Genomic DNA, 12,932 nt, shown 5'->3' with positions numbered 1-12,932 from the left:
GGCACGGCTTCCCGGCTCGCACTGCGTTTAGCCGGGCTACGGGTTAAGGGCGTCTGCGGGCCGGTAGCCCGGACAGATGCGCCGCATCGCCTCCGGGGAAGTTCAGCGGCTCCGCGCTCTGCTCCCGGGGGCGGCGCAAAGCGCCTGCCCGGGCTACAGGTTAAGGGTCGTCTGCGGGCCGGTAGCCCGGACAGATGCGTCAGCATCGCCTCCGGGGAAGCGTGCGCAATGGCGTTAGTTTTTACTCAAATCACTCAGCAGAAAGGCAATACTTTGCCCGGCCACCGTCTGTTCGAGGGCGATTTTGACGATAATCGTCAACGGTACCGAGAGTAGCATACCCACCGGGCCCAGCAACCAGCCCCAGAAGATCAATGACAGGAAGACCACCAGCGTCGACAGCCCCAGCCCGCGGCCCATAATGCGCGGTTCAAGAATATTGCCGAACACCAGGTTAATCACCAGATAGCCTGCCAGGACCACCAGCGCTTCGTACAGACCGCCAAACACCAGCACCTGCAGGATCGGCGGGATCGCCGCGAGCACCGAACCAATGTTGGGAATGTAGTTGAGCGCAAAGGCCAGCAGTCCCCACATAAAAGCAAAGCGGACGTCCAGCAGCACCAGCATTCCCCAGACCACCAGGCCTGTCACCAGGCTGATGGCGGTTTTTAACACCAGGTAGTGGGAGACGCTATCCAGCGCGCGCTGAATCGCGCCCATTCCCTCCACCGGCCGCGACATCAGCTGCTGCAGCTTCGCGGGAAGCTGCGGCACTTCCAGCAGCATAAAGACCACCGTCAGCAGCAGCAGGAAGATAGAGGACATCGCGTTGGAAAGCTGGGTGAGCAGGCCGGTCACCAGCGTCATCACCGCGTTGGGGTCAATATACTTGTTCAGCTCCACCACCGACACGGTAAAGCCGAAGCGCTGTAGCCAGGGCGCAACGGTCTGCATCGGTTCATAGAGATAATTACGGTACTGCGGCAGGGTGCGCGCAAGCTCGTTAAGCGACGTGCCGAGCGAGGCCAGCAGCACAACGGCCAGCAGGACAATCACGCCGACCAGGAGCGAAATAGCCAGCACCCGCGGTACCCGGCAGCGCACCATGAGCTGAACCAGCGGGTTTATCACCACCGCCAGAAAGATCGCCAGAACAAAAGGAACGATAATATCCGCCGCGAAGCGAATGCCTGTCAGAATGATAACCAGCATGCCGAGCATGATGACTATTTTTAAGCCGTTAAGCGTGATGATGGGTTTGGCCATACCGCTCCCTGCGAGAGAAAAAATGGGGTCTAATGTGAGTCATTGTAGACGTTGGCAAAGTCGGCGTCTCAGCGCGTCGCGTCCGCTAAAATGAAAAAAAACGACCAATTAATCAATAATGGCCGGAACGATATCATAATGGTGATTGCGATCGGAAAAAACTAATCCAAATCAAATACCAGAGGTAAAGAACTGCAAAGACTTTGAGTTAAATGTGGCGTTATGGTACAAATCTGCGTGTGTATAACTACAGAGGACAATTTTGATCCGCAAATGACGAGAAGCAATACCGCGGATAATTGTAATTTTATGGACAATCAGTTCAGGATGTATATTTCTTTTCACCCTGCAGTATCCCTCTCTCACTCCCGCTTTCTCGGCGAGCAGCACTGGCGCTCGGCGCTTTAGTCTTCTTCTCTCTGCCTGAGCTGGCGCGCTGCGCACGGCTAATTTAACGTCAGAATTTTTCCGGTTTACTTCTCTGTAAGCCGCCATGGATTATATTCTCAAGCAGGAGAAGGGATCATGTTTTATTGGATTTTATTAGCTTTAGCTATCGTTGCTGAAATTACCGGCACGTTGTCGATGAAATGGGCAAGCGTAAGCGGCGGCCATACTGGTTTTATTTTAATGCTGGTCATGATCGCGCTTTCTTATATTTTTCTGGCTTTCGCGGTGAAAAAAATCGCCCTCGGCGTGGCCTATGCCCTCTGGGAGGGGATCGGCATTTTACTGATCACTATCTTCAGCGTCCTGCTGTTTGATGAGACGCTGTCGACGATAAAAATCGCCGGCCTGGTGACCCTGGTCGCCGGGATTGTTTTGATTAAATCGGGGACGCAGAAAGCGGTGAAGCCGGGCAAGGAGAAAGCGCATGCAACAGTTTGAGTGGGTCCACGCCGCCTGGCTGGCGCTGGCGATTGCGCTGGAAATTTTGGCCAACGTTTTTCTGAAATTTTCCGACGGCTTTCGACGTAAATTCTACGGCATTATGTCGCTGGCGGCGGTCCTGGGCGCCTTTAGCGCGCTTTCGCAGGCGGTCAAAGGAATTGACCTGTCGGTGGCCTATGCGCTGTGGGGCGGTTTCGGTATCGCGGCGACCATTGCCGCCGGCTGGGTGCTGTTTGGCCAGCGGCTGAATCATAAAGGCTGGGCCGGTCTGCTTCTGCTGGTGGTCGGCATGGTGTTAATTAAACTCGCCTGATATGATGCCGCCTGTGAATGCGGGCGGCAAATTCTGCTCTCTGTATTACGCTTAAAAAAGAGCCAGTTCGGCGTATTTTGCTGCCGGCCGATATGAGGGCAGAACATGATTCATTTGCCAGGCTGGCGCAATATTCCCTCCGCCAGAACGCTGTCCATCATGATTGTCCTCGCCGGGATCGGCTTAATCGTGTCCATTGTTTCGCTTCTTTATCTCACCCAACACCTGATCGGCCTGAAAGCAAACGAAATTGATAAGCATCGTTCCGTGCTATCGGTGGATGGGGCGGTGCAGACCTCGGTGAACCGCGTGCTGTCGCTGGTGATGGATAACGCTATCTGGGATGATGCGGTGCATCAGACCTATGCCGACAGGCTCGATCCGCAATGGCTCTACAACTCATGGGGATCGGGTTTTAAAATCAATAATCTCTATGACGGCACTTTCGTACTCGACCAGCACTATCGGGTGCTGTGGGGATCGTTTCGCAGTGAGAGCTTTACCGAGCAGGATACCCAATTCCTCGGCAACGGTTTTCGTGCGCTTATCTCGCAGCATGCCGCCGCGCTGCGCAGCGGTAAAAGCGCTTATGCCGGCATCACGCGAACCCGCGCCGGTATTGCGTTTATTGGTATTGGCCTGATTCGCCCGACGGCAGGGCGGCTACAGGTGCATGATGATACGCGTCGCTATCTGGTGATCACCCGCCATATCAACTCGCAAATGCTTGAGCGCCTGGGCGACACGTTTCAGATTCGCAACCTGCACGTCACGCCAGGCGGCGGTGAATACAGTATTCCGCTGCGCACCCAGGCCGGGGAGATCGTGGGTCACCTGAGCTGGCAGCCGGGGCTTCCCGGCGCGGAAGCCGCGCGGGCGGCCTCCGACAGTATGCGGCTGATTGCCGCCGTGGCGGCTGGGCTGATCCTGCTGTTTATTCTCTTCAGCTACCTCGGGCTTTACAAGCTGGCGCGCGGCGAAAAGCTGGCGCGCGACAGTGCCATGACCGACTGGCTGAGCCGCCTGCCAAACCGACGGGCGCTGATCGAACGCCTTAACCAGGTGTGCGAAACCTCCCAATACCAAATGCAAAGCGTGGTATTTATCGATCTCGACGGCTTTAAGGATGTTAATGATAACTACGGCCATGACGTTGGCGATGCGCTGATTATTCATATCGCTAAAGAACTTCGGGAGCGCGTTCCGCCTGAAGGGATGCTGGCGCGTATGGGCGGCGATGAGTTCGCGATGACGGTAAGCGGCGAACAGGCGGTAAATCAGGCGCTGGCTTTTGCCTGGGCGGTACTGGAACTGTTAAAAGCGCCCGTTATCCTCAACGAGCGAAAAATTTATATCAGCGCCAGTATCGGTATCGCCAGCGGCCTCCCGGCAAGCTGCTCCAGCACCGAGCTTTTTCGCCGCGCTGATATTGCCATGTACCATTCGAAGAAAACCGGCAAAGGGCGCACGACCTGGTATGACGAAGCGCTCAGCGACGCGCGGCAGTATCAGCTGAATATCGAAAATGGCATTCGTCAGGGACTGGAGAACGAAGAGTTTGATGTCTGGTATCAGCCGATTGTCAACGCCGATACGCTGGTTATGGAAGGCGTGGAAGCGCTGCTGCGCTGGCCGCGGCGTCCTCAGGGGGCACTGCCGCCGGATGCGTTTATCGGTATCGCCGAAAGTAGCGGTTTGATCTACGCGCTTGGCCAGTTTGTGCTTGAACGCGCCTGTAGCGAACTGCAGCCACTGGACGATCTGCTGCTGTCGGTGAATATCTCCCCGGCGCAGTTCCGCGATCCGGAGTTTGAGTCGCGGGTGGTGCAGGTGCTGGGCCGCTGTCATTTCCCGGCCCGTCGGTTACAGCTCGAAGTCACGGAGAGCTACGTTCTGGAGAATCCCGAGCGGGCGAAGTCGGCCATTGAGAATTTAAGGGCGCTTGGCATCGCGGTGGCGCTCGATGATTTTGGCACCGGCTATTCCAGCATCGGCTATTTACGCAGCTTCAGCTTCGACAGTCTTAAAATCGACAAGTCCCTGGCCGGGCTGGTGGATGTGGATACCCAGGCGGCGGAGCTGGTGCGCGGGACCGTCCGTATTGCCGGAGCGTTAGGCATCACGGTGGTGGCGGAGGGCGTTGAGAATCAGCAACAGCTGGCGCTGCTGCGGCGGGCGGGATGCGACAGATTGCAGGGTTTCTTTTTCAGCGAGCCGATGCCCGTCGCGTCGTTATTGCAGCTGCGCCAGCAGCAAGGCTGACCGCTTACTGGGCAGCCAGCGCTTCAAGCTTATCGCGAAAGCCGGTGACGGAGATGGCGCGGTTGTCCGCCCGCCAGCGATCTTTTGGTCCAGGCGCCGAACTCTGCACCGCAATCACCTGCCAGCCGTCGTCGGTTTTCAGCAGCAGCGGCGAGCCGCTATCCCCCGGCAGCGTATCGCACTGATGAGAGAGCACCGATGTCTGCGCCCAGCCGGTGACTACGCAATCCTGGTGGGTATAGAGATTATCCAGATGATCTTCCGGATAGCCAGACTGAGTCACTTTTCGTTCTGCGGTTTTTAGCGCGGCGGTCAGATCGGCTTTGCTGCCGCTAAAAATCGGCACCGGCGTAATGCCGGAAGGGGCGTAGCGCAGCACGATAAGGCCAAAATCCCACGGCGCCGCGGCGCTGGGAACTATCCAGCCATCGCCGTCCGCCTTAAGCCGTTTCCCCAGCGAAGGATCTACGCGGCCTTCAATACCGTGAATTTCGTACACCCAGCCGCCTTTACGCGAGATAAAACGCAGCGCGACGGGTTTATCCGGTTTGCCTTTGGGCGGCGTGAGCAGGCAGTGCCCGGCGGTGAGCGCCAGATTGGGGGCGATAAGCGTGGCGGTACAGAGATTACCGCTGGCGGTTTCCAGTTGCCCAATCGCATCCCAGGGATCGTCCGTGGGGTTGCTGACCGGTTTTCGGTCGTCGTGACCAAAAAACAGCGTCTTAATATCTTTTGCACTCATGCCATCATCGTCAGCCTGGACCAGCGCTGGAAACAGGGAAATTGAACACAGTAATAACAGGACGTCTCTACGCATATCACTCTCTGGGGAGATAATTATGTATATTGAAAGTAGCAGCAGATTTAAGTTTATGAAAGTTAAGAATAATTTTAATTAAGCCAGGCGGCAGGCGAAATCAGCAAAAAACGCCAGTCGCTTACGGATGAATGGCGTGAATTCAATATGTTAACGCCATTTTCCTGCGGCGTTATTTCCGCAGAAAAGGGCAGCGGAAGCAACATAAATCGTGTATCCGAACGTACAACCGGCGGGTGCCGAATAAAGGATTTGCTGTTCAGCTTTTTCTCAAGGCAGTTAATGGCGAAAACGGCCAATATCACGCAAAAAAAGAGATATCTTCACAGGAAAATCGGACTTCTTTACCTGTTTATCACTTACTTTCAAAGCGAAACATTTTCTCACCGAAAACGTTGTTATTGCTATCACCTTGTTGAGCAAACAGAGATGTTATCCCGGCGATGATATCTGCAATGTCAAACACCCGATGTACGGGAGGATTTATGTCTAAACAAGGTATTCGCGCATTGGTTTACGTTTCGCTGGTATCAGCAATGATTTGGGGCGCGACGGGCTATCTGCTGGTGACGGCGGTTCACGTTCTTTAATCCGCGGCCTCATCGTGGCGGAACCAGGCAGGTTTAAGCGGCGGGCTGAGCGCGTTTTGCGGCCAGCGCCGCCCGTTCCGGCGTTTGATTGATAGCTAAATCCCCGGGCAGGCCGCCGGTGTTCTCGTCAGCAAAATTTTCGTCCCTTACATTTTCTCTTCCGGGCGCTAACGCTGCCGGCACTATTGCGTGAAGGTGCCGTTGCGCAGCAGGTGGCAACAAAGCGTAGCGGGGTGATGGCAGGTTTGGCGACCGCATTAAGCGACCCCAACGATATTCTCTTTTTTCCGCAGTCTATTCATATCGCCGACGGTATCGGCTGCTGTGTGGGGCTGTTGACGGCGGTGTGGGTGCGTATCGACCGGAGCGTGCTTTCGCTTGATATTCTGGCGGTTCGTCGTTGGCTAACGGCGCGTTACGTCAAACGTTTGACGACGGTCTCGGCGACAACCTGTGGCAGCAATAGGTTTAGTAAAGAAAAAAACGGCTGGCGACCAGCGCGCAGATAATCAGCAGGATCAGGATGAGCTCAAAACGATAGCGCCGCAGCATGGTGCTCTCCAGAAAAAAACGGCGCTGAAGCCAGCGCCGATATCATATCACATCGCTTAACCCGGGAGATTAAGCAGCCGGTTGTGCAGCTGGTTTAGCGGTATGATGTTTGGTGGTTTTGTGGTGTTTTTTCGCTGCCTGTGCTTTCTGAGCTACTGGTTTAGCAGCGGCTTTTTTGTGTTTCTTAGCGGCCTGAGCTTTCTGGGTGGCAGCCGGTTTAGCTTCTGCTTTTTTGTGCTTTTTAGCGGCCTGCGCTTTCTGGGTGGCAGCGGGTTTAGCGGCTGCTTTTTTGTGCTTTTTCGCAGCCTGCGCTTTCTGCTCAGCAGCCGGTTTCGCAGCGGCGGTATGGTGTTTCTTGTGGTGGGTCGCTTTAGCGGTGGTGCTGTGAGTTGCAGCAGCCGGCGCCGGAGTCGTGGTGGTGGCAGCATCGGCAGCGAAAGCAACAGAAGACAGACCCATTGCAGCGGCAACGACCAGAGCTAATACTTTTTTCATTCTGATATCCTCGAAAAGGTTTCTTGTTTCAACCCCACTGCGGGGCCGTTGAAAGAACTATATGCCTGTCTTATCGAGGTTTCCGTGAGTGTTTGGTATCGGCGTGTAACCATATGTACAACGCGCTGCTACAACAATGGGACACGGCGTCGGGCGCGGCCCGACGCCGGTGATTTACAGATAACGCGAGGTAAGGTGCTGGCGGAAATAGTCGCTGTTAAGGTCTTCTCCGGTTGCATGCTGAATCAGCTGCGAGGTGGTAAAACGGCTACCGTGCTGCCAGATATTTTGCCGCAGCCAGTCAAACAGGGCGCTGAAGTTACCGTTGGCGATATCGCTTTCCAGCTGCGGCAGCGCCCGTCTGGCGGAAGCCATCAGCTGAGCGGCGTACATCGCGCCAAGCGTGTAGGAAGGGAAATAGCCAAAACCGCCGTCGGTCCAGTGGATATCCTGCATACAGCCGTCGCGATAGTTGCCGAGGGTGGAAAGTCCCAGCCAGTGCTGCATTTTTTCATCCCACAGCGCCGGAATATCCTCGACCTCAATATCGCCATCAATCAGCGCGCGTTCAATTTCGTAGCGCAGAATAACGTGTGCCGGATAGCTCACTTCGTCAGCGTCGACGCGGATAAAGCCCGGCTTGACGCGCTGATTCCATGCGATGAAGTTTTCGTGGCTAAAGGCCGGCTGTTCACCAAAGTACTGGCGTACCGTTGGCAGCAGGCGCTGCAGGAAGGCGTCGCTACGGCCAAGCTGCATCTCGAAAAACAGGCTTTGCGATTCATGGATCGCCGTGGAGCGGGCGAGGGCAATGGGCTGATCGAGCCAGTTGCGCGGCAGGTTTTGTTCATAGCGCGCGTGGCCGGTTTCGTGAATGACGCCAAACAGCGCGCTGAGCAGGTCGTTTTCGTTGTAGCGCGTGGTGATACGGACGTCCTGGGGCACGCCGCCACAGAACGGGTGGGCGCTGATATCCAGGCGTCCGCCGTCAAAATCAAATCCCAGCACGCGCATCGCCTCCAGCCCCAGCTCGCGCTGGTCGGCAATCGGAAACGGCCCTTGAGGTTCGATGAGCGGCGTTTGCGCCTGCTTCTCAACCACCTTCTCCAGCAGCGAAGGAAGCCAGGATTTCAGGTCCGCGAACAGTACGTCAAGACGGGCGCTGGTCATATCGGGTTCAAAAATATCCAGCAGCGCGTCGTAGCGGGAACCGCCTTTTGCCGCAGCCCGAATCTGCGCCTCTTCGCGACTCAGTTTGACGACGTCACGCAGGTTCTCGGCAAAACCCTGCCAGTCGTTCGCCGGACGCTGGCTACGCCAGGCGTGCTCGCAGCGGCTACCCGCCAGCGATTTCGCTTCCACCAGGCTTTCCGGCAGCAGCGCCGCCTGTTCGTACTGGCGGGTCATTTCGCGCAGGTTGGCCTGTTCCACATCATTTAGCTCTTCCTGAAGCGCATTCTGCAGCCATTCACCCACTTTTTTATCGGTCAGGATCTGATGCTGCAAAACGCCAAGCTCGGCCAGCGCTTCGCCGCGGGCCGCGCTGCCGCCGGGGGGCATCATGGCGAACATATCCCAGCCGGCGATGGCGGAAAGATGCGAGAAGCGGGAGAGTCGCTGGAAGGTGCGGGTAAGCTGATGATAATTTTTATTTTCGGTCATGTTTACACTCTGACGGTGGCAAGTGAACAAAAGCTTTTTCGTGGACCTACACTATCGCGATCCGCCGATGGGGTCGAGGGATGCGGGCGCTTTCGACATAAATCACCCCGACGTTAATGGGAAATTGCCCACAGCGTCGGCTCGCCCGCTCGACGCAAGCATCAGCATAATGTAGTGATTAATCGATTGCGTATTTTATGTTTGGCTCGAAATAATCCAGATGTGCGTAAAGTAGCAGACGCTTTCTCTGAACTACGGCTAAACTTAATGCAGGCACAGGCCGCCGATGCGAGGTGGATTATGAATCCGTTTACCTGGCTGTTTATAGCACTGCTTTCCGTCGATGCCGTTAGAGAACTGTTGGGAATGTCGTCGGTACTGGGGATGTGGTGAAGAGCGTGGCCCGTTTCAGGCCACGTTAATCTGCGTTATTTCAGTCGCTTGTGTAAACACGCGCCGGTGAGCAGCGCCGCCAGCAGCATCAGCGCGATAAACCCACCTACGCCGTTCCAGCCGTAGTTATGCCAGAATACGCCGCCTAACGTCCCCGCCATGCTGGAACCCAGATAGTAGCTGAATAAATAGAGCGATGACGCCTGGCCGCGGGCACGACGCGCGCGCGGGCCAATCCAGCTGCTGGCCACCGAGTGGGCCGCGAAGAAACCCGCGGAAAACAGCAGCATGCCGATAAAAATCAGCCACAGCGACGAGAACAGGGTCAGCAGCAGGCCACCGAGCATCACCGCAGTCGAGAACAGCAGCACCGGGCCGCGACCGTAGCGAACGGTCATGGCCCCGGCTTTCGGCGAACTCCAGGTACCGGTCAAATAGGCCACCGATAGCAGGCCAACGACCGCCTGGCTGAGGGACCACGGCGAAAGCATCAGGCGGTAGCCGATATAGTTAAACAGCGTCACGAATGACCCCATTAACAAGAAACCCTCAAGAAACAGCAGCGGCAGCCCGCGATCGCGCCAGTGCAGGCGGAAGTTGATCAGCAGCGATTTTGGCCGCAGCGAGGTTGGACGGAAGTGGCGCGATTCCGGCAGGATGCGCCAGAACATCAGCGCGGCCGCCAGCGCGAAGCCGCTAATGACCGCCAGCGCTATCCGCCAGCCGAAGAAATCGGTAAATACCCCCGTCAGCAGACGGCCGCTCATGCCGCCAATGGAGTTTCCGCTGATATAAAGACCCATTGAGAACGCCACCACGCTGGGGTGAATCTCTTCGCTCAGATAGGTCATGCCGACCGCCGCCACGCCGCTCAGCGACAGGCCGATCAGGGCGCGCATCATCAGGATCCCATGCCAGCTGGACATCATCGTCGACAGCAGTGAGCAGCAGGAGGCTAGCACCAGCGCGGTAACCATCACCTGTTTGCGGCCAATGGCGTCGGACAGCGGACCGGTAAACAGCAGGCCGACCGCCAGCATCGCCGTGGAAATCGACAGCGAGATACTGCTGCTGGCCGGTGAGACGCCGAATTCACTGGAGAGCACCGGGAGGATCGGCTGGACGCAATAAAGCAGCGCGAACGTCGCCAGTCCGGCAGAAAAGAGGGCGAGAGTGACGCGAATAAATTGCGGAGTACCGCGTTTGATAAACTGGTTTGGCTGAGGAGCGATGATGTCGCTGACGTCGTTTGCCGGGGCGGTGTCAACGGTAGTTGTACGACTCACGGAAAAATCCTTGCTGATATACAGAGAGTTAAGTGACCGCAATGGCCACTTATTCAGGGTATGAAAATGTAAATATTCTGTCTAATATATTAATAATCTCAAATAAGACGTTTTAAATATGAATATTGAACTGCGCCATCTGCGCTATTTTATTGCCGTGGCGGAAGAGCTCCATTTTGGCCATGCGGCGGCGCGGTTAAATATCTCTCAGCCGCCGCTTAGCCAGCAGATTCAAATCCTTGAACAGCAAATTGGCGCGCGTCTGTTTGCTCGTACTAATCGCAGCGTCAGCCTGACCGAAGCCGGAAGGCAGTTTCTCGCCGATAGCCGGCAGATCCTCTCGCAGGTCGATGATGCTGCCGCGCGCGCGGCTCGGCTTCACCACGGCGAAACCGGCGAGCTGCGCATTGGATTTACCTCATCGGCCCCCTTTATCAAGGCGGTTTCCGACACGCTGTCGACCTTTCGCCGCCGCTATCCCGATGTACATATTCAGACGCGGGAAACCAACACGCGCGAGCAGATTGTGCCGCTGAACGAGGGCGCGCTGGATCTGGGACTGATGCGTAATACCCAGCTGCCGGATACCCTGGTCTGGGAAAGAGTGCTGCGCGAACCGCTGCTGGCGATGGTGCCCCGCGATCATCCGCTGGCCAGCAAGCCGCGCGTAAGCCTGCGGGAACTGGCGCGGGAGCCGTTCGTGTTTTTCGATCCCCATGTGGGTACCGGGCTGTATGACGACATTCTGGGCTTGATGCGCCGCTACGACCTGACGCCAGCCATCACCCAGGAGGTGGGGGAGGCAATGACGATTATCGGCCTGGTGGCCGCCGGTCTTGGCGTGTCGATTTTACCGGCGTCCTTCAGGCGGGTCCAGCTGTTGGAAATGTGCTGGCTGCCGATCGAAGAGCAGGACGCGGTGTCGGAAATGTGGCTGGTGTGGTCGAAGCATCACGAACAGGGGCAAGCGGCCCGGCGTTTTCGTGAATCGCTGCTTGCCAGCGCCACATGAGACATTTAGGACAAATAACGGCTAAAAATGTGCGGTAAATCACAAGGCTAAGCAAAAATTTGACGAGTACCGTTGAAGTGCTTCACCATAGCCATCAGTTTATTTCGAAGCGCGAAAATAAAGGGAGTCAACGGTGGTAGCGGACAGTCAGCCAGGCCATATCGATCAAATTAAGCAGACCAACGCGGGCGCGGTTTATCGCCTGATTGATCAGCTTGGCCCGGTGTCGCGCATCGACCTCTCGCGCTTCGCGCAGCTGGCCCCTGCCAGCATCACCAAAATCGTCCGCGAAATGCTGGAAGCGCATCTGGTCCAGGAGACGGAAATCCAGGAGCCAGGGAGCCGGGGAAGGCCTGCCGTTGGCTTGATGGTGGAAACCGAAGCCTGGCACTACCTCTCTATCCGCATCAGCCGCGGCGAGATCCACCTCGCGCTACGGGATTTAAGCAGCGCGCTGGTGGTGGAAGAGCAGCTGGAACTGGCGTTACAGCACGTTCAGCCCTTCGCGAGCCGGCTGCTCGATCAGGTTGACCAGTTCTTTATTCGTCACCAAAAGAAGCTGGAGCGTTTAACCGCCATCGCCGTCACCATGCCGGGGATCATCGATACCGAGCACGGTATCATCCACCGGATGCCGTTTTATGAAGACGTTAAGGACATGCCGCTGGGCGAAATCTTAGCCAATCATACCGGCGTATCGGTTTACATTCAGCACGATATCAGCGCCTGGACCATGGCCGAATCGCTGTTTGGCGCCTCCCGGGGAGCGCGAGATGTGATTCAGGTGGTGATCGACCATAACGTTGGCGCGGGCGTGATCACCGACGGTCGTCTGCTGCACGCGGGCAGCAGCAGTCTGGTCGAAATCGGCCACACCCAGGTCGATCCGTATGGTAAACGCTGCTATTGCGGTAACCATGGCTGTCTGGAAACCATTGCCAGCGTGGAGAGCGTGCTGGAACTGGCGCAGATCCGCATGGCGAAGTCGATGAGCTCAATGTTGCATCAGCAGCCGCTGAGCGTTGAATGGCTATGTCAGGCCGCGCTGCAGGGGGATTTACTGGCGCGGGACATTATCAGCGGCGTCGGGAACCACGTTGGACGGATTCTGGCGATTATGGTTAACCTCTTTAACCCGCAGAAAATCCTTATCGGCTCTCCCTTCAATCTCGCCGCGGATATTCTGTTTCCGGCAATATCTGATTGTATTCGACAACAATCGTTACCAGCCTACAGCCGACATATTGCCGTGGAAAGCACCCAGTTTTCTAACCGGGGAACGATGGCTGGCGCGGCCCTGGTAAAGGATGCCCTCTATAACGGATCGCTGCTGATACGACTGTTACAGGGTTAACATTTTTTCATATTCACACCAAAAATTGCGCTATCT

At 56.3% G+C, this 12,932-nt stretch carries 12 protein-coding genes; 7 read left to right on the top strand and 5 right to left on the bottom strand.

All coding sequences use genetic code 11. From position 1 onward, the window contains the following. Positions 1-234: 234 nt before the first annotated feature. A complete protein-coding gene (locus ABLU87_RS27125; protein WP_004119683.1) occupies positions 235-1,269 on the bottom strand; it encodes an AI-2E family transporter in 1,035 nt (344 codons plus the stop codon). Between the two features lie 525 nt (positions 1,270-1,794). Here ABLU87_RS27125 and mdtJ point away from each other — a divergent pair. The 3 genes from mdtJ (at position 1,795) to ABLU87_RS27110 (ending at position 4,735) form a co-directional block, all read left to right on the top strand. Further along, positions 1,795-2,157 carry a multidrug/spermidine efflux SMR transporter subunit MdtJ gene (mdtJ, locus tag ABLU87_RS27120; RefSeq protein ID WP_004851286.1) on the top strand — a complete coding sequence of 121 codons (363 nt, stop codon included), beginning with the start codon at positions 1,795-1,797 and terminating at the stop codon, positions 2,155-2,157. Then, entirely contained in the window at positions 2,144-2,473 is a 330-nt protein-coding gene (mdtI, locus tag ABLU87_RS27115; protein WP_004851284.1) for a multidrug/spermidine efflux SMR transporter subunit MdtI, read from the top strand. Before mdtJ ends, mdtI begins: the two co-directional genes overlap by 14 nt. Before the next feature lie 105 nt (positions 2,474-2,578). Further along, the gene (locus ABLU87_RS27110; protein WP_122116999.1) at positions 2,579-4,735 is read left to right on the top strand and encodes a bifunctional diguanylate cyclase/phosphodiesterase; all 2,157 of its coding nucleotides are present in this window, start codon (positions 2,579-2,581) and stop codon (positions 4,733-4,735) included. 4 nt (positions 4,736-4,739) lie between these two features. Here ABLU87_RS27110 and ABLU87_RS27105 read toward each other — a convergent pair whose 3' ends face one another. Continuing rightward, complete coding sequence (locus ABLU87_RS27105; RefSeq protein ID WP_014229539.1) at positions 4,740-5,552, bottom strand: serine protease; 813 nt, start codon at positions 5,550-5,552, stop codon at positions 4,740-4,742. Positions 5,553-6,354: 802 nt separating this feature from the next. On the opposite strand from ABLU87_RS27105, the gene ABLU87_RS27100 reads away from it, so the two are divergent. Next, entirely contained in the window at positions 6,355-6,651 is a 297-nt protein-coding gene (locus ABLU87_RS27100; RefSeq protein ID WP_224373493.1) for a hypothetical protein, read from the top strand. A gap of 112 nt (positions 6,652-6,763) precedes the next feature. Here the strand turns inward: ABLU87_RS27100 and asr are convergent, their stop codons facing one another. Continuing rightward, positions 6,764-7,189: an acid resistance repetitive basic protein Asr gene (gene asr, locus ABLU87_RS27095; RefSeq protein ID WP_009654716.1), complete on the bottom strand. Its 426-nt coding sequence runs from the start codon at positions 7,187-7,189 to the stop codon at positions 6,764-6,766. Positions 7,190-7,363: 174 nt separating this feature from the next. Beyond that, the gene (locus ABLU87_RS27090) at positions 7,364-8,851 is read right to left on the bottom strand and encodes a carboxypeptidase M32 (protein WP_032748987.1); all 1,488 of its coding nucleotides are present in this window, start codon (positions 8,849-8,851) and stop codon (positions 7,364-7,366) included. A gap of 300 nt (positions 8,852-9,151) precedes the next feature. Between ABLU87_RS27090 and ABLU87_RS27085 the strand changes: the two genes are divergently transcribed. Next, a complete protein-coding gene (locus ABLU87_RS27085) occupies positions 9,152-9,244 on the top strand; it encodes a hypothetical protein (protein ID WP_004851273.1) in 93 nt (30 codons plus the stop codon). Between the two features lie 35 nt (positions 9,245-9,279). Here the strand turns inward: ABLU87_RS27085 and ABLU87_RS27080 are convergent, their stop codons facing one another. After that, entirely contained in the window at positions 9,280-10,530 is a 1,251-nt protein-coding gene (locus tag ABLU87_RS27080) for an MFS transporter (RefSeq protein ID WP_014229535.1), read from the bottom strand. Between the two features lie 118 nt (positions 10,531-10,648). On the opposite strand from ABLU87_RS27080, the gene ABLU87_RS27075 reads away from it, so the two are divergent. Both ABLU87_RS27075 and mlc read left to right on the top strand, forming a co-directional pair. Continuing rightward, entirely contained in the window at positions 10,649-11,542 is an 894-nt protein-coding gene (locus tag ABLU87_RS27075; protein WP_025105786.1) for a LysR family transcriptional regulator, read from the top strand. Between the two features lie 133 nt (positions 11,543-11,675). Next, positions 11,676-12,896 (top strand): sugar metabolism global transcriptional regulator Mlc, encoded by a 1,221-nt coding sequence (gene mlc / locus ABLU87_RS27070; RefSeq protein ID WP_014229533.1) that lies wholly within the window; start codon positions 11,676-11,678, stop codon positions 12,894-12,896. Positions 12,897-12,932 lie beyond the last annotated feature (36 nt).

The sequence above is a fragment of the Klebsiella sp. CB_Kp196 genome (genome assembly GCF_040061575.1).
Taxonomy (GTDB): domain Bacteria; phylum Pseudomonadota; class Gammaproteobacteria; order Enterobacterales; family Enterobacteriaceae; genus Klebsiella; species Klebsiella michiganensis.
This window is presented reverse-complemented; position numbering and strand designations above follow the sequence as displayed.

Bases quoted from the DNA above. Each gene is read 5' to 3' on its own strand.
- ABLU87_RS27125 (WP_004119683.1), bottom strand. From the start codon at position 1,269: ATGGCCAAACCCATCATCACGCTTAACGGCTTAAAAATAGTCATCATG.
- mdtJ (WP_004851286.1), top strand. From the start codon at position 1,795: ATGTTTTATTGGATTTTATTAGCTTTAGCTATCGTTGCTGAAATTACC.
- mdtI (WP_004851284.1), top strand. From the start codon at position 2,144: ATGCAACAGTTTGAGTGGGTCCACGCCGCCTGGCTGGCGCTGGCGATT.
- ABLU87_RS27110 (WP_122116999.1), top strand. From the start codon at position 2,579: ATGATTCATTTGCCAGGCTGGCGCAATATTCCCTCCGCCAGAACGCTG.
- ABLU87_RS27105 (WP_014229539.1), bottom strand. From the start codon at position 5,552: ATGCGTAGAGACGTCCTGTTATTACTGTGTTCAATTTCCCTGTTTCCA.
- asr (WP_009654716.1), bottom strand. From the start codon at position 7,189: ATGAAAAAAGTATTAGCTCTGGTCGTTGCCGCTGCAATGGGTCTGTCT.
- ABLU87_RS27090 (WP_032748987.1), bottom strand. From the start codon at position 8,851: ATGACCGAAAATAAAAATTATCATCAGCTTACCCGCACCTTCCAGCGA.
- ABLU87_RS27085 (WP_004851273.1), top strand. From the start codon at position 9,152: ATGAATCCGTTTACCTGGCTGTTTATAGCACTGCTTTCCGTCGATGCC.
- ABLU87_RS27075 (WP_025105786.1), top strand. From the start codon at position 10,649: ATGAATATTGAACTGCGCCATCTGCGCTATTTTATTGCCGTGGCGGAA.